17 protein-coding genes are annotated in these 15,578 nt (G+C 41.4%); 15 read left to right on the top strand and 2 right to left on the bottom strand.

From position 1 onward, the window contains the following. Nucleotides 1–31: 31 nt before the first annotated feature. From IZT61_RS12735 to IZT61_RS12705, 7 genes are all read left to right on the top strand, one after another. Nucleotides 32–676, top strand: a complete 645-nt coding sequence (locus IZT61_RS12735) for an HD domain-containing protein (protein ID WP_196097279.1) — start codon at nt 32–34, stop codon at nt 674–676. A 74-nt stretch (nt 677–750) separates the two neighbouring features. Continuing rightward, on the top strand, nt 751–1,290 hold the full coding sequence (locus IZT61_RS12730) for a hypothetical protein (RefSeq protein ID WP_196097278.1): 540 nt from the start codon (nt 751–753) through the stop codon (nt 1,288–1,290). 86 nt (nt 1,291–1,376) lie between these two features. Continuing rightward, on the top strand, nt 1,377–2,636 hold the full coding sequence (locus tag IZT61_RS12725; RefSeq protein ID WP_196097277.1) for a putative DNA modification/repair radical SAM protein: 1,260 nt from the start codon (nt 1,377–1,379) through the stop codon (nt 2,634–2,636). Nucleotides 2,637–2,909: 273 nt separating this feature from the next. Beyond that, complete coding sequence (locus IZT61_RS12720) at nt 2,910–3,671, top strand: TIGR03915 family putative DNA repair protein (protein WP_196097276.1); 762 nt, start codon at nt 2,910–2,912, stop codon at nt 3,669–3,671. An 82-nt stretch (nt 3,672–3,753) separates the two neighbouring features. Next, nucleotides 3,754–4,779, top strand: coding sequence for a sensor histidine kinase (locus IZT61_RS12715; RefSeq protein ID WP_196097275.1), 1,026 nt, complete (start codon nt 3,754–3,756; stop codon nt 4,777–4,779). 263 nt (nt 4,780–5,042) lie between these two features. Then, nucleotides 5,043–5,684, top strand: a complete 642-nt coding sequence (locus IZT61_RS12710; protein ID WP_196097274.1) for a DUF47 domain-containing protein — start codon at nt 5,043–5,045, stop codon at nt 5,682–5,684. Nucleotides 5,685–5,696: 12 nt separating this feature from the next. Continuing rightward, on the top strand, nt 5,697–6,707 hold the full coding sequence (locus IZT61_RS12705; RefSeq protein WP_196097273.1) for an inorganic phosphate transporter: 1,011 nt from the start codon (nt 5,697–5,699) through the stop codon (nt 6,705–6,707). Between the two features lie 447 nt (nt 6,708–7,154). Here IZT61_RS12705 and IZT61_RS12700 read toward each other — a convergent pair whose 3' ends face one another. Both IZT61_RS12700 and IZT61_RS12695 read right to left on the bottom strand, forming a co-directional pair. After that, nucleotides 7,155–8,441, bottom strand: a complete 1,287-nt coding sequence (locus IZT61_RS12700) for a carboxypeptidase-like regulatory domain-containing protein (RefSeq protein ID WP_196097272.1) — start codon at nt 8,439–8,441, stop codon at nt 7,155–7,157. Further along, on the bottom strand, nt 8,434–9,012 hold the full coding sequence (locus IZT61_RS12695; RefSeq protein WP_196097271.1) for an RNA polymerase sigma factor: 579 nt from the start codon (nt 9,010–9,012) through the stop codon (nt 8,434–8,436). The genes IZT61_RS12700 and IZT61_RS12695 overlap by 8 nt, the downstream gene beginning before the upstream one ends. Nucleotides 9,013–9,110: 98 nt before the next feature. On the opposite strand from IZT61_RS12695, the gene IZT61_RS12690 reads away from it, so the two are divergent. The 8 genes from IZT61_RS12690 (at nt 9,111) to IZT61_RS12655 (ending at nt 15,203) form a co-directional block, all read left to right on the top strand. Then, complete coding sequence (locus IZT61_RS12690) at nt 9,111–11,024, top strand: vWA domain-containing protein (protein WP_317193159.1); 1,914 nt, start codon at nt 9,111–9,113, stop codon at nt 11,022–11,024. Next, nucleotides 11,011–11,769 (top strand): DUF4197 domain-containing protein, encoded by a 759-nt coding sequence (locus IZT61_RS12685; protein WP_196097270.1) that lies wholly within the window; start codon nt 11,011–11,013, stop codon nt 11,767–11,769. Before IZT61_RS12690 ends, IZT61_RS12685 begins: the two co-directional genes overlap by 14 nt. A 227-nt stretch (nt 11,770–11,996) precedes the next feature. Further along, the gene (locus IZT61_RS12680; protein WP_196097269.1) at nt 11,997–12,548 is read left to right on the top strand and encodes an RNA polymerase sigma factor; all 552 of its coding nucleotides are present in this window, start codon (nt 11,997–11,999) and stop codon (nt 12,546–12,548) included. An 11-nt stretch (nt 12,549–12,559) separates the two neighbouring features. Then, nucleotides 12,560–12,901 (top strand): hypothetical protein, encoded by a 342-nt coding sequence (locus IZT61_RS12675; protein WP_230383661.1) that lies wholly within the window; start codon nt 12,560–12,562, stop codon nt 12,899–12,901. 892 nt (nt 12,902–13,793) lie between these two features. Continuing rightward, nucleotides 13,794–14,063 carry a hypothetical protein gene (locus tag IZT61_RS12670; protein ID WP_196097268.1) on the top strand — a complete coding sequence of 90 codons (270 nt, stop codon included), beginning with the start codon at nt 13,794–13,796 and terminating at the stop codon, nt 14,061–14,063. Nucleotides 14,064–14,067: 4 nt separating this feature from the next. Then, nucleotides 14,068–14,301 carry a hypothetical protein gene (locus IZT61_RS12665; RefSeq protein WP_196097267.1) on the top strand — a complete coding sequence of 78 codons (234 nt, stop codon included), beginning with the start codon at nt 14,068–14,070 and terminating at the stop codon, nt 14,299–14,301. A 4-nt stretch (nt 14,302–14,305) separates the two neighbouring features. Next, a complete protein-coding gene (locus IZT61_RS12660; protein ID WP_196097266.1) occupies nt 14,306–14,677 on the top strand; it encodes a glycosyltransferase in 372 nt (123 codons plus the stop codon). Between the two features lie 85 nt (nt 14,678–14,762). Then, nucleotides 14,763–15,203, top strand: coding sequence for an Hsp20/alpha crystallin family protein (locus IZT61_RS12655; RefSeq protein WP_196097265.1), 441 nt, complete (start codon nt 14,763–14,765; stop codon nt 15,201–15,203). The last annotated feature ends 375 nt before the right edge of the window (nt 15,204–15,578 follow it).

Raw genomic sequence — 15,578 nt, 5'->3', positions numbered from 1 at the left:
TTTTGCAATATCTTTGAATAAAAGATTTCTTATGCAGCATTTCATTTTAAAAACAATCCAATTTGTAAAGCAGACCCTGGCAAATGCAGAGGCAGGACACGACTGGTTTCATATTGAACGGGTTTTTAAAACTGCTCAAAACATTAACGCCAAAGAAAATGGCGACGCACTTGTTGTAACCCTTGCCGCTTTGCTTCATGATATTGCCGACCCTAAATTTAATAGCGGCGATGAAGATTTAGGCCCAAACATTGCCGAAGCTTTCCTGTTATCGCTTAAAGTAGACGCCGAAACAGTTAAACATGTAAAACTGATTATTCAGCACATGTCTTTCAAAAACAGTTTCGATGATGCAGGATTCACCTCCAAAGAAATGCAAATTGTTCAGGATGCGGATAGGCTCGATGCAATCGGGGCCATTGGCATTGCCAGGGCCTTCACTTACGGTGGCTTTAAAAACAGGGTGCTTTACGATCCTGCAATAAAGCCCGAGCAACACTTAACCAAAGACAGTTATAAAAATACAACCGCACCAACGATAAACCATTTCTACGAGAAACTGCTTTTATTAAAAGACATGATGAATACATCAGCAGGAAAGGAAATTGCCATCGAAAGACACAATTTTATGCTGATTTACTTAGATCAATTTTACAATGAGTGGGAGGGCAACTAACACCTTGCCAATACACAGATATAAGTATTTGATTTTGAATGTTTAAGATTTACTTTTACTTAAAATAGTCTCTCATGCATTCCTATAAATTAAAATATCATAAAAATAGCGTTTTAATGATAATGATGGTCGGGATACCGCTTGCATTCCTACCATGTTTATTTTATTTCCTTTTTAGCCTTTCGTCATTATTTTCGACGCCTTTGTTGTTAACGATTGTATCGATATCGATTATTTTGTTAACGCTGTTTTTACTGTGGATAAAAAATACGCAGATTTATGTTTCTACGACCGTTTCTTTAAGCAATAAGGGCATCACTTTTAAACTGAATAGGTCTTTCTTATATAGCCTGTCTGAGTTTTCTAGCCAGTGGGATAACGTTGACAACATAAAAGAGGTTTTCGATAATAACGAAGGCACCCATCTTTATCAAATCAAGTTTAAAAGCCCCAACTTCGTGGCCAACTTCAGCGCACTCAATAACCATGAGTTAGAGGCCGAAAAGTTTTTTTCAGAGCTCCAATATTATCAGGAAACTTTTATTCTCGATCATCTGCGGTATCAGGTCAAGAATCATCACCATAAAAAGGTCGCCCGAATAAGGTACGATTAGTATATTCTGTAAAAGAGTGCCTTTAAAATGTATTTATGCTAATATATTTAGTTTAATAGCTATTTTTGTTAGTAAAAATAAGGCGTATGTCATCAGATCGAATTCGTGAAAAGTTAAATATTCTTGCCGATGCGGCGAAGTATGATGTTTCGTGCTCATCAAGCGGCAGCACCAGAAAAAATCATAACAAAGGATTAGGAGATGGGCATACTTCGGGTATTTGCCACACCTACACAGAAGATGGGCGTTGTGTTTCTTTGCTAAAAATTCTTTTAACCAATCATTGCATTTACGACTGCCTGTTCTGTGTTTCTCGAAAAAGTAACGATATTAAAAGGGCTGCATTTACAGTTGATGAAGTGGTCGATTTGACGATGAACTTTTATCGGAGAAACTATATAGAAGGTCTTTTTCTGAGTTCGGGCATTTTTAAGAATGCCGATTTCACTATGGAAAGGCTTTTGCTCGTGTGTAAAAAGCTTCGATTAGAACAGAATTACAACGGTTATATTCACCTTAAAACCATTCCTGGTGCAAGCGATGAGCTCGTAAAAGAGGCGGGTTTGTATGCCGATAGAATGAGCATTAATCTTGAAATGCCAACTGAAGCAGGATTGAAGCTCCTCGCTCCCGAAAAAAGCCACGCCGATGTAATTAAGCCTTTAAGCTTTGTTCAGCAAAACATAAAGCAGTTTACAGAAGAAAAAAAGCTGATTAAACACGTGCCTCAGTTTGTTCCGGCCGGCCAAAGTACACAAATGGTAATAGGTGCAACGCCCGAAAGTGACAAAGATATCATGTACACCGCAAATTCGTTTTATAAGAATTTTTCATTGAAGCGGGTTTATTATTCTGGTTATGTGCCAATAAGCAACGATTCGCGAATGCCCGTTTTAGGTACCAAGCCGCCGTTGCTAAGAGAAAACCGACTGTATCAAACCGATTGGCTGATGCGATTTTATGGGTTTAAGGTGCAGGAAATTCTGAACGATGCCAATCCGAACCTCGATGTTGACATAGATCCAAAATTAAGCTGGGCGATTAGAAACATGCAACACTTTCCGGTTGATATTAATACTGCCGATTATAAAATGATTCTACGAATACCCGGAATAGGGGTGATGTCGGCACAAAAAATTGTACAGGCACGAAAATTCGGTAAGCTCAGGATCGATCAGCTTAAAAAAATTGGCGTCGCTTATAATCGGGCCAAACACTTCATCCTTTGTGCTGATACGCCTTATCAATTAAAAGATTATCAGGGTACGCAAATTAAGGCTTTCATTTTGGCCGACAGTCAGAGCAAATATTTAAAAACAGATAGTAACCAATTAATCTTGTTTTAAAAGTTTGGCTTTGTGCAAAATGCGTCATCCGAGAGGTAATTTTGCAAATCAAATGAGTTTGGATAACAGTTTTTTACGCTGTCATCCTGAGTTTTAATTTTTCAGGAAAAAATCAATAGGATTGGCATTTTGGAGGCGGTCGTCATCCGATAGCTATCGGATCCCGCGCAGGCCGGAATCTTAATGAAAGGTATCGGATTTTTGCGCACTACCGTTTTAAGAAATATTTACCTTTTAAAACGCCTCTCGCTCAACAGATAAACAACAATTTTTATGAACTACATTTTTGACGGCACTTTCACGGGGTTTTTAACAGCTGTTTTCGAGTGGTTCGATCGTAAGCCGGGTCAGGTAGTGCTAAAATCGATTGAAACGTTCCAGCCTGATGCATTCAGTGAGAGCTTTACCGTGGCAGCCGATCAGCCGAAGGCGGACCGCGTGTGGAACGGTTTGCAAAAAAAGCTGAAGAAAGACTGGCAAAGAGTTGTGTATTGCACTTTTCTTTCGGAACTTTCTGAGGCTCATGATCACCTCTTTCAGTTCATCATTTATATATTTCAGAACAGTGTTGGCGCCGAGAAAAACTTTGGCAACGACCACGTTATTGCTCTTGCCAAGTACGCCAAAAGTGTGGAACGGGAAAAGCACAGAATGGAAGCTTTTATCCGCTTCCAAAAAACAGGCGATGGCATGTTCTACGCCTCCATTGAACCCGACTTTAATGTGCTGCCGCTCATTTCTAAGCACTTTAAAAACCGTTATGCCGACCAGCAATGGATTATTTACGACTTAAAACGTAAATATGGATTGTATTACGATCTCCACACTGTTGCCGAAATAACGCTAGATTTTGCGGAAGAGATCGATCGCAAAACCCCGCAAGCCATTGTGATGGACGAAAAAGAAGAGCTCTATCGCGTTTTATGGAAAGATTACTTCAAAAGTGCAAACATTGTATCCCGAAAAAACACCAAACTCCATGTTAAGCACGTGCCAAAAAGATATTGGCGATATTTAACCGAGAAGCAGTTGTAAAAACACCCTATCTCTGATGGCTTACATTAAGCACCTCGCAATTGCTTAACAATCAATTAACATAAAACAGCTAAATTGCACCATGAAATTAAGTGTGTTGGTCTTATTTACTGCCCTTGCCGTTGCGCTGTCTATCGGCATGGTAAATTTCTACTTTCAGCATAGCTGGTATTATCTTGCCATTTCATTCGGCGTATCTTTTTTGAGTAGTTTTTTGGTGTTCTATTACCTGCTTGAAAAATACATTTACACTAAAATCAAGTTGATTTATAAACTGATTCACAACCTTAAATTAGGTAAAGATTTAAAAGATGCGCTCGGCGAATATGTTAGCGACGACCCGATTAACGATGTTGAGCAAGAGGTTAAGGAGTGGGCCGGAGCCAAGAAAAAGGAGATAGACCTGTTAAAAAAACAAGAGCAGTTTAGGAGGGAATTTCTTTCCAATGTTTCGCACGAATTTAAAACCCCTTTGTTTGCCATTCAAGGCTACATAGAAACCCTGCAAGAGTGTATAGATGATGATCCGGAGATGGCCATTAAGTTTCTGAAAAAGGCCGAGAACAATGTCGAACGGTTAAGTTATCTCATTAACGATCTGGATGTTATTGCTAAGCTGGAAACCGGAGAATCGCCAATAAACTTCCAAAAGTTCGATTTTGTTCAGCTGGCTAAAGAGGTTATGGAAAATCTCGAGGACAGGGCCAAAGCAAAACAAATGAAGCTGTTTTTTAAGGATAAGTACACCGCGCTAACGACAGTAAATGCAGATCGCGAAAAAATCCGTCAGGTGCTGATCAACCTTTTAGAGAACAGCATAAAATACGGTATCGAAAATGGCGAAACGGCGATAAAAATTTTCGAGCTTCACGATCAGTTCTTGATCGAGGTAACCGACAATGGAATTGGGATTGAAGAGAAACACCTTGCCCGGTTATTTGAGCGCTTTTACCGCATCGATAGCCACAGGGCCAGAGAAGTTGGCGGAACAGGGCTCGGGCTGGCCATTGTTAAACACATCCTCGAAGCGCACCAGCAAACTATTTCTGTACGTAGTACACCCGGAATCGGAACCACTTTTGCCTTCACCCTCCAAAAAGTTGGATAATGCGCTGCGGTTTAAAATAAAACCAACCCTGTATGTCTATCGAAAGGTAATATTGCCATTTCCTCAATTTGGGGGCTCTATGCCTGAGGCCAATGCCAACAAGCCTAAGCCGACCCAGCTATTTTTTGTCGTTATTTATTCATTATCAACCAGGTGAGGCTGATGTAACAACAGCGTAAAACCGAGGCAATTTCTTAATATAATTAAGAAATTAACATTAACTTAACATTGGGCTCGTAGCTTTGCTTCATATTAAAATTAACATGAACAATATTTTTAAGTTCTTTACCCCTCAAGACAAAAAATTTCATCCTCTGTTTGAGCAAGCTGGAATAAACGCTTTAAAGATAGCTGAAGCGCTTTTAGAGATGGTAAGCACGGCCGATGCAGAAAGCAGAAAAGCCATTTTTAAGGAAATTGAGCGCTTGGAACACGTTGGCGACGACATTACCCATTCAATTTTCCTTGAGCTAAGTCGGAACTTTATTACGCCTTTCGATAGAGAAGACATCCACCAGTTGGCAACCGCCGTTGATGATGTTGCCGATTACATTTACGGTACGGCCAATCGGATGCAAATGTACAACATGAACGAAATTAGCGAGCCTATTGTAAAAATAGCCGAGCTATTAGTCGAAATGTGTACCGATATTGATAAAGCAATTAAAGAACTACGCAGTTTCAAAAACATACGTGTTATAGCCGATGCTTGTATTCGCATTAACAGTGGCGAAAACCAGGCCGATTACGTGTTTACACTGGCTGTTGCCCGTTTGTTTGAATATGAAACTGACGCTATTGAATTGATTAAACAAAAAGAGGTTTTACAAACGATAGAAAAGGCAACAGACAAGTGCGAAGATGTAGCGAATGTGCTGGAAACTATCTTGGTTAAAAACGCTTAATAAAACACAAACATGGTAACTACCTTACTGGTTGTTGTTGTAATTCTGGCTATTGCTTTCGATTACATTAACGGCTTTCACGATGCCGCTAACTCGATTGCAACAGTTGTTTCTACAAAAGTCCTTACGCCTTTTCAGGCAGTTTTATGGGCGGCGCTTTTTAATTTCGCTGCTTATTTTTACTTCACCGATCATAAAGTGGCCAACACGGTTGCTAAAACGGTAATCGAAGAATACATTACATTAGAAGTTATCCTTGCAGGCCTGGTTGCAGCAATTATCTGGAATCTGTTAACCTGGTGGTACGGTATTCCCTCAAGTTCTTCTCACACATTAATTGGCGGTTTCGCAGGTGCGGGAATGACGCATGCCTTACTTATCGGCGCCAGTCCGCTGGCCGCAGTTGAAATGGGTTACGTGGTAAAAATCGTATCATTTATTGTTTTAGCGCCGATAATTGGTATGGTAATATCGGTTATTTTAACTTTGATCATCATCAATATTTGCCGCTATGCAAAACCGGCCACGGCAGAGAAATGGTTTAAACGCCTGCAGTTGTTATCATCTGCCGCGTTGAGTTTCTTTCATGGCGGTAACGATGCACAGAAAGTAATGGGAATCATTGCTACAGCATTAATTGCATCAAAAGTAATTCCCAATTTTGAAGCCATGCCAGCCTGGGTTCCAATCGCGTGTTACTCTGCAATATCGTTAGGTACCATGAGCGGCGGCTGGAAGATTGTTAAAACAATGGGCTCAAAAATTACCAAGGTCACCGCTTTAGAAGGCGTTGCAGCCGAAGGTGCAGGTGCAGTAACGCTCGGTATTACCGAACATTTTGGTATTCCGGTATCTACAACGCACACCATTACAGGATCAATTGTGGGTGTGGGTGTTGTGAAAAGTGTATCGGCGGTACGTTGGGGCGTAACCATAAACCTTATTTGGGCATGGATATTAACCATTCCCGTGTCAGCTACACTCGCGGCAATTATTTACGCCATAATTTATTATGTAAAGTAATTAACATCCCTAGAAGTAAATCCAAAGACTAAGGCAATGATTGCTTTAGTCTTTTTTGTTTTATGGGGTTGGGCTGGATTAAAGCATGCATTGCCCATCACTAGCTAGGCCGCGGTGTCATCCTGAATGCAACGAAGGATCTCCAAGCGATGAAACGCAGAACGCCAACAAACCACTGGCCAAAAGGGGGTAAGTGAAGGGGCAAGGACGGTGCAATGTAGGTTGCGGATGCTTTCCCTAGAATCCCATAGCTATCGGATCGGGGCAGGCTGTTACTCAGCATGACAAAACCGGTGCTGTAATTGGTAGTTTATACATCAGTATAGAGTTTTTCCGTCATTGCGAGGCACGAAGCAATCTGTTTTGAAAGGGGGATTGCTTCGTACCTCGCAATGACGATCGTTCATAAAAACAACCATTAATATCTAAGGTGAAAATCTAAATTTGCTAAAACTTTACACTCAGCTCAACAACATTATTCCCGTTTTTGGGCAGCACCCAATCGGGACCTTCCACAATAAGTCGTTTCGCCTCAGCATCTGCATTTTTATTCAACGATTTTATCACCGAAACATCTGTAGGACGGCCATTCTTTTTAACCTTAAAGCTTAAAATTACATATTTTTCAGGGCCTTTCGGATTATACAGCTTGTTGTTTCGCTCCAAATATTCGTTGTAGTTTATGGTCGAGACCGGGATGGGTTTCATAATCTCTTCGTTCGGTTTCCCGTTCAGGTTCTGCTCCGCTCTGAGCGTAATTTTCGGGGCAGCAATATTTTCCTTTTTACGGCCATTGGAGCCCGTAATCAACGCAATCTCCTGTATCGATTTGTCTCCTGTCATGGCATTTCTAATGGCGTTCGGGTCTTGCATTCCCGCTACCGGAATTTCTTTAAAGCCGATGGCACTCACCAACAGATTTTGATCTTTCGAGCTGCTGTCGGCAGGCAAGGCAAAAGAACCATCTGCATTAGTAGCAGTTACATTTCGCGATCCGGCTAGCCGAACAACAGCTCCGCCAATGGGCTTACCATTAGCCTGGTCGATTACATTTCCGGAGAATACAATTTTGCCGGAAGCCATATTGGGAGATGCCGATACCACTGTTTCGTTTAACACGGAGACATCACTTCTTCTCGCAAGCACCTCTTTCTTTTTCGTACTCAAAATAGCTACTTCCTGATCTGCTTGTGGCACCGTTATAGGTGGGTTAGAAAGTTCTGCCGGAGCACCTTTCGTATTTTTTGCCAAATCTCCTGTTTTCGCCTTAACAATTGCCTCATCTATAAAAGCCGATGTAGAAGCCGGCCCTTTTAAGGTGTCTTTCGGCGCTGCTTTAGTAGTGGCAAGTGCTTTATTCGTATCTAAATTTACAACAATGCCATCAGCCTTTCTTGCCGCATTTTCGGCATTTTTGCGACTGGTTTCACGCATAAAGAACAAGATGCTCACAGCAATGAAAGCAACCGTAGCTGTTGCTGCAATACTTAAACGCTGTGTAGTAACACCCCACATTTTGCGCCTGATCGGTTTTTGTGATACCCTATCGTAAAGCTGCTTTTGCAATATCGAAAGCGTTTGTTTGCGTTTTGGCGATTGGCGCAAACCCTCCAGGGCCTCAGCCACAAAAGGATCATCTAACGCCTGGCGTTCAACAAAGTGCATGGCCTTGGCATCAAGCTTACCATCGAGGTAATCTTCAAGCACATCTATATCTAACCAGTCGTTATTCACCACTATTCCTTTCTATACAAATCTTTAAATTCCGCTTACCGTTTTGAATGTAGCTTTTCACTTTAAGCATATCGTAGCCCGTAATTTCGGCCACTTCTTTATAGCATTTTTCTTGCAAATAAAATAAATCTACGCTTTTTCGCTGTTCTTCGGGCAAAGTTTCCATACACTTTTCCATCACGGTAAGCTGTGTTTCTTTTGTGTCGTCGATATCAAGATGCACAAAATCAGTATTTTCCACAAAGGTATCGTCTATTGAAACGTTGTTTTGTTTAGCAGATTTTCTCAGAGCCATTAAACAGTGGTTCCTGGTAAGTACATGTAACCAGCTTTTAAAGTTCTGCACTTCGTGTATTTTAAGCTTGGTTACCAATTCCTCAAAAATCTGCATTACGGCATCCTTGCTTAGTTCTTCATCCTTAAAATAGTTTAGGCATACCCCAAAAACCAGGTGCATATATTTGTTATAAAGCGTACCCAATGCATCTAAATTGCCGCTGTTTTTATACTCGGCAATTAATTCTGCATCTTCTTTCTGGTTATTTCCAGCTGTATTTTTTATAAACCTCAAAAACTGTGTAGCTCTAACAAATTATCCTCAAGTATAAAAAATATTTTCGAGTATCGATATGGAAAAGCAGTGGTAACTCCATCATTCCTAAAATTAACATGATGAAAAAGCTACTTTTATCCTTAACCGCATTGCTTATACTAATGAGCTTTAAGCCAGGCACAACACGCCTAATTACCGGGACCGTTACCGATGGAAATGTTGCGCTGCCCGGAGCCGTTGTGGCTACAGTGCAAAGCAAGCAAATGGTAACGACAAACACCAACGGCGAATTTAGCATCAAGGTAACAGATCAGGACACCGAATTAAGGATTTCGCATATTGGTTTTGTATCGCAGGTAGTCAAGATTGGAAAAGCAAAAAACTACCATGTTAAACTCATTGCCGATTCGCGTTCGCTTGAAGAGCTCGTTGTTGTTGGTTACGCGGCGCAAAACAGAAAGGTTGTTACAGGGGCGGTTTCTACCGTGCGGGGCTATGCTCCCATGCAAGGCAGAGTTGCCGGTATTTCGATAATTGGGGGCTATAAACCGAGGATTTACGCGGTTCCGAGCCAGGAAAGTTATGCAAAAATTGCTGAAAACGCATTTCATAAAGCCCAAAGCGATCCGCTTTCTACATTTTCGATTGATGTTGATGCCGCATCGTATGCAAATGTTAGAAGGTTTGTAAATGGTGGCGCCCTTCCGCCAACCGATGCGGTGAGAATAGAAGAGATGATCAATTACTTTGATTACGACTATGAACAGCCAAAGGGCGATGCACCTGTAAACATTATCACCGAAATTGCTGCGGCGCCATGGAACAAGGAGCACAGATTAGTGCAAATTGGATTGCAAGCTAAAACAATTCCAACGGATAACTTGCCTGCATCTAATCTTGTGTTTCTGATTGATGTTTCGGGCTCTATGCAAGATCAAAATAAATTGCCTTTGCTTATTTCGTCTTTTAAGCTGTTAACAAACCAGTTGAGGGCAAAGGATAAGGTGGCGATTGTAGTGTATGCCGGCAGCTCGGGCGTGGTTTTGCCAGCCACAAGCGGCGATGAAAAAACCAGGATTAAAGATGCGCTTGATAAACTGCGTGCAGGTGGCTCGACAGCGGGCGGCGAAGGAATTCAGTTGGCTTATAAAATTGCCGGCGAAAATTTTGTTAAAAACGGAAACAACCGCGTAATTCTGGCTACTGACGGCGATTTTAACGTGGGTGCCAATAGTGATGCTGAAATGCAAAGCCTCATTGAAGAAAAAAGAAAAAGCGGCATATTTTTAACTGTGCTGGGCTATGGAATGGGGAACTACAAAGATAGTAAAATGGAGATACTGGCCGACAAGGGCAATGGGAATTACGCTTACATCGACAATTTGAGCGAAGCCAGAAAAGTTCTGGTAAACGAATTTGGAGGAACCTTATTTACAGTGGCAAAGGATGTGAAGTTGCAAATAGAGTTTAACCCGGCCAAAGTTCAGTCTTACCGTTTAATTGGATACGAAAACCGCCTGCTTGATAAAGAAGATTTTAACGACGATAAAAAAGATGCCGGCGAAATTGGCTCCGGACATACGGTTACCGCTTTATATGAAATTATTCCTGTTGGCGCAAAAGATGTACTGTCGGGAAATGTTGATGAATTGAAATATCAGAAAAATAGTCCATCCAATGGTAGCTTCGCCGGCGAAATGTTGACGGTTAAACTTCGCTACAAGGACCCTAAAGGCAGTATAAGCAAATTGTTAACTAAAGGTGTTACCGACAATGCACTGGGCTTTGGCACTACTACCGATAATTTTAGGTTCGCTGCTGCGGTTGCAGAATTTGGTATGATTTTAAGAAACTCTTCGTTCAAACAAAATGCTACCTTTGAGCAGGTAATAACGCTGGCCGAAAATGCAAAAGGCAAGGACAAAGAAGGCTATCGTTCCGAATTTTTGAGCGTAGTAAAATCGGCCAGACTTATGGCAAAAGATTTGCTTAGCATAAAAGATAAACCCCTCATTAATGAAAAAAATTAGTTTTCTATCTGCCGCATTTGTACTTTTATTATTTACCAACCTGAATACGCAGGCCCAAATCAAACTCAGTGATATCTTTAAAAAGGTAACGGAAAAAACCACTAAAACCAGTGCATCCGGAACACCGTCGACACTGGAAATTGGGCAAGGGATTAAGGAAGCGCTGCAAATTGGGGTTTCTGCAGGTGCGGACAGGCTTTCGGTAAAGGATGGATTTCTTGGAAATTTGGCTGTCAAAATTTTAATGCCGCCCGAAGCCCAAAAGGTAGAGAAAACACTGCGCAGCATCGGTTTTAATAAGCTTTGCGATAATGTGATTGTGAGTTTGAATCGCGCTGCCGAAGACGCGGCCACAGAGGCGAAGCCGATCTTTATATCGGCCATTAAACAAATGACCTTAACTGATGCGACCAATATCCTTTTAGGAAACAAGGATGCCGCGACAGCATATTTTAAACGCGTTACTACAGCGCAACTTAGCCAAAAATTTAGTCCGATAGTGGCTGCAAGCCTAAATAAAGTGAATGCCACAAAATATTACAGCGACTTAACTAACCAATACAATCGGTTGCCTTTGGTTAAACCTGTAAACACCGACTTAACAGCTTATGTTACGCAAAAAGCAATCGACGGTTTATTTGTCGAGGTAGCAAAAGAAGAACTAAAAATACGTGATAACCTGAGTTCGCGGAGTTCAACGCTGCTGCAAAAAGTGTTTGGTTACGCTGATAAAAAAAAGGGATAAAGACCATTCTCAATTGAGATAAGTATACAGCTTCGAAATTTTTTTTACCATGGTAGAAGAAATTGTCGGAGCTGTTTTTTTATGCGTTAACATTTCTCGCTCGCCAATCAATCTTCCTTGATCAAAATGAACGATAAATGTTCGTTCGATCGCTTTTCAAAAAAAATAAAGAAAATTTAAAGTAATATTGATCTTCATCCGTTTACTGGTTTAATAAATAAGACTTAGTGCCAACAGACGAACCTCAAAATATTATTTCAACAGTTGCCGATTATGGTAAACGCTTATTCAGTTTCATTCGGGGACGGGTGAATACAGATGAGGATGCGGAAGATATTTTGCAGGATGTATGGTACCAGTTAAGTAACCAGCCCGAGGCCGGGGCTATTGAGCAAATTGGCGGGTGGCTATACCGTGTAGCCCGCAATAAAATTACCGATCGGTACAGGAAACAAAAAGATGTGCTGATTGAAGATTTGAGCTACGAAGATGAAGATGGCGAGATTAATTTTCGTGAGATCTTGCTGGCAGAATCGTACTCGCCCGAAGAGGAGAGTTTGAAAAAACTTTTCTGGGATCAGTTGTTTTTAGCTTTGCAGGAATTGCCCGAAAACCAGCGCTATGTTTTCGTTCAAAATGAACTCGAAGACAGAACTTTTCAGGAACTGGCCGATGAAACGGGCGAAAATATCAAAACCTTAATATCAAGAAAAGGTTACGCAGTGAAGCATCTGCGTAATCGTTTGCAGAACTTATATCAGGAATTTATAAATTATTAATTAAACAGAAGATGAGGAACAGAAAGTTTAATAAAGGCAAAAAATTCATTTTCTTTTTACCCGTGGTGGCGCTAATTGCTGCAGCCTTGGGTTATATTGTAATGTACTTGTGGAACTGGATTTTGCCCGAGGTGGCACACGCAGGTCGGTTAAATTTTTGGCAGGCACTGGGCTTATTGGTTTTGTGCCGCTTGCTTTTCGGTAATTTTAACAAAGGCGGAGGAGGCAATCGCTTCCGTGAGAAGGCAATGAGCATGCGCTCCAAATGGCACAGCATGAACGATGAGGAAAGGGCGAAATTTAAGGAAGAATACAAACGCCGATGTGGCGGGTGGGGAGCCAAAAACCATTGATATTTAAAGCCAGCTTTTCAGCTGGCTTTTTTTGTTGAATAAATCTTCTTAATGGAGTTTTTCTTTCGCCCAGGTCATATCGAAAGTCGATCCGATTATTACCCCATGGCGTGGGGGCATCTACTTCGACCGTTCGTTATCCAAAAGCTATCGGTACAAGCTACCAATGATAGAAATAAGAAAAATCGTCATCGCCCCAAAGGGGCTACGTTGTAGCGAGGCACGAAGCAATCTCATTTCGTAAATCAGATTGCTTCAGCTCCCACAAACCCGGCCTCGCAATGACGATTTGATGAAAAACCTGTCCCGATCCGATAGCTATCGGATTCTCGTGAAAGCATCTGCAACCTACGCCTTACCGTCCTTGCCCACTCACACGCCCTCTTTTGGTACTTATTTGAGCGATAGCCATCTAACTTTAAGCCACAAGACACTTAACGCTAGCCATGAACGGTCGTCATTCCCAATTTAATTGGGAATCCTAAAGCGAAAGCAAAGGCCTTGGCTTAGCATTAATCCCGTACGTACGGGACCGCCTGCGCGGGAAAGACGGCAAGAATAATAAACGCCATTCGACATCAATTTTTTTGAAAAATAGTAATACTTAGGGCGACAGCATTGAAAACTGTCATTCCAACTCCTTTGTGTTTTCAAACAACTGACCTCTGAGGATGACGCATCTTACAAGCGTCTGTTTAAGATCTGTCGCACGTTTCGGTCATTTATCGCATTTTGATTGGTTAAGAGACCCCTGCCTCCCTACAAGAACTGCAAACTCAGTAATAATTGCCGTTTGGCTTCAGCCAACAATTTTTTAAGATCTTTTTTCAGATTTTTTAAAGTAAAAATAAATCTGCTCCGTCTACCCTATTAAATAACAACAACTTACAAAATGAAACAGCTATTAAAAGCAATAGGATTTGGGATTGTACTTGGTACAGCCGCTTTCTTTATACCATTTATCTTCAAGTTTATTTTTGCGCTAATGGTTGTAGCGCTCGTGTTCAAAATGATGTTGGGAGCCAGAAGACGCCGCCGCTTTGAACGGTGGAGCGGAAAGTTTAACGACAGCTTTGCACCAATAGTTCCGATAGATAACCAATGGTATAAAGCAACAATAGACAGGAAAAGTTCGGCTCAGAAGATTGACATAAATTATTAATACAATGAAAGCATTTAGAATATTATTGGCATTGGCGGTTGCAGGTGCAACATTTTACAGCCTAAATGCATTAGCTGTTCAAAACGGATATCGCGATCGGTTAGATTTTAAAAACAAACATTACCATGAACACCATTGCGATAACCGTAATCGGAGCGAAGGATTTAGTAGCCGCAACAGAAGAACAGTTGATACTTCGGTAGTAGCAATTGATAGCACAAACAATTTAAAGCGATAAGCAAATGTCACAAGTTTTATTTTTAAGCAGCCCGGTCGACAATGATGTAAATCCGATCTTAAGTTTGGCAAGCGAAATGATTACGCGAGGCGAAAAGGTCACGTTTTTCGGTTCAGATGAGCTTAAACAACCTATAGAAAACATCGGAGCAGATTTCAAATCGTACAGCAAAGATTCGGATGTGTTCAATAAGAAAGAAAGCGAGAAATCGGGTCTGATTACAGCATTGCTGGAACCGATGAAATTTATCGACGACATTGCGGTACAGCTTAGGGGCTTAAATTTCGACTACGCAGTTTTTTCAGACGCTTATCCGTACGCAAACGTCATTACCCGGTTATTGGGTATTCCGAAAACGCAATATAGTGGGCTGTAAACGGCAATTTGTGTTTTGATGAACGATCAAAAGTTGATCAGCGCAGCCAGAAAATAGAGTTAAATAAAAATTAAAATTAAAAAAAATGTACAACGAAAATAGGTGCCATGCAGGCATGATGAATAGGGGCAGAGGCGGCAAGTTCGGCCATCGCAACGGCAGCAGGTTTGGCCAATATGCACAACATAGGTTTTGGGATGGGCTAAGACACGTGCCGGCAAACATTGAGGAAACAGATGAAAACTTCATCATTGACGTTTTCGCACCGGCCTTAATTAAAGCGCACCTCAAAGTGGTAACGAAAGACGACGTGCTGACTATTTCCTACACGCCAACGGAGGATGATACTGCTTCAAAGTTTAGCCGAAGGGAATACAGCAACGGAGCGTTTGAAAGGGCATTTGCCTTAAACGGGAAAGTACTTCACGAAAGCATTTCGGCCAGGTACGCAGATGGAATATTAAAGGTAATACTGCCTAAAAACCCCGAAACAAATATCGCTGCAAAGGATGTGGCGGTAGATTAGTTTTGTCTATCATAATTTCCCATGCCTCGGTTGTTCGCTCAATCGGGGCTTTTTTGGGTACACATCGAGGCTTTTGTCATCCTGAGTTTTGATTTTCTATCGAAAAAATCAATATTAGTGACGTTGATTATTCTTGCCGTCATTCCCGCGCAGGCGGGAATCTTAAAACCTTAGTATTAAGATCCCTACCGATAGCTATCGGATCAGCAGGAGGACCGTTCGTATAAGAGCGTATAAAACAGTACGTTGTAAAATAACGGCAATTGTAGTACACTGCCCGCCCAATGTCATTTAGTTAAGCTCGACGGGTGTCATCCGATAGCTATCGGATCTGAGCCTTTCGACTTCGCTCAAGATAAACTCAGTCGAAGACCT

It is taken from the genome of Pedobacter endophyticus, assembly GCF_015679185.1.
In the GTDB taxonomy this organism is placed as follows: Bacteria; Bacteroidota; Bacteroidia; order Sphingobacteriales; family Sphingobacteriaceae; genus Pedobacter; species Pedobacter endophyticus.
The sequence above is the reverse complement of the archived record's forward strand: the minus strand, read 5'-3'. Positions and strand labels throughout refer to the sequence as shown.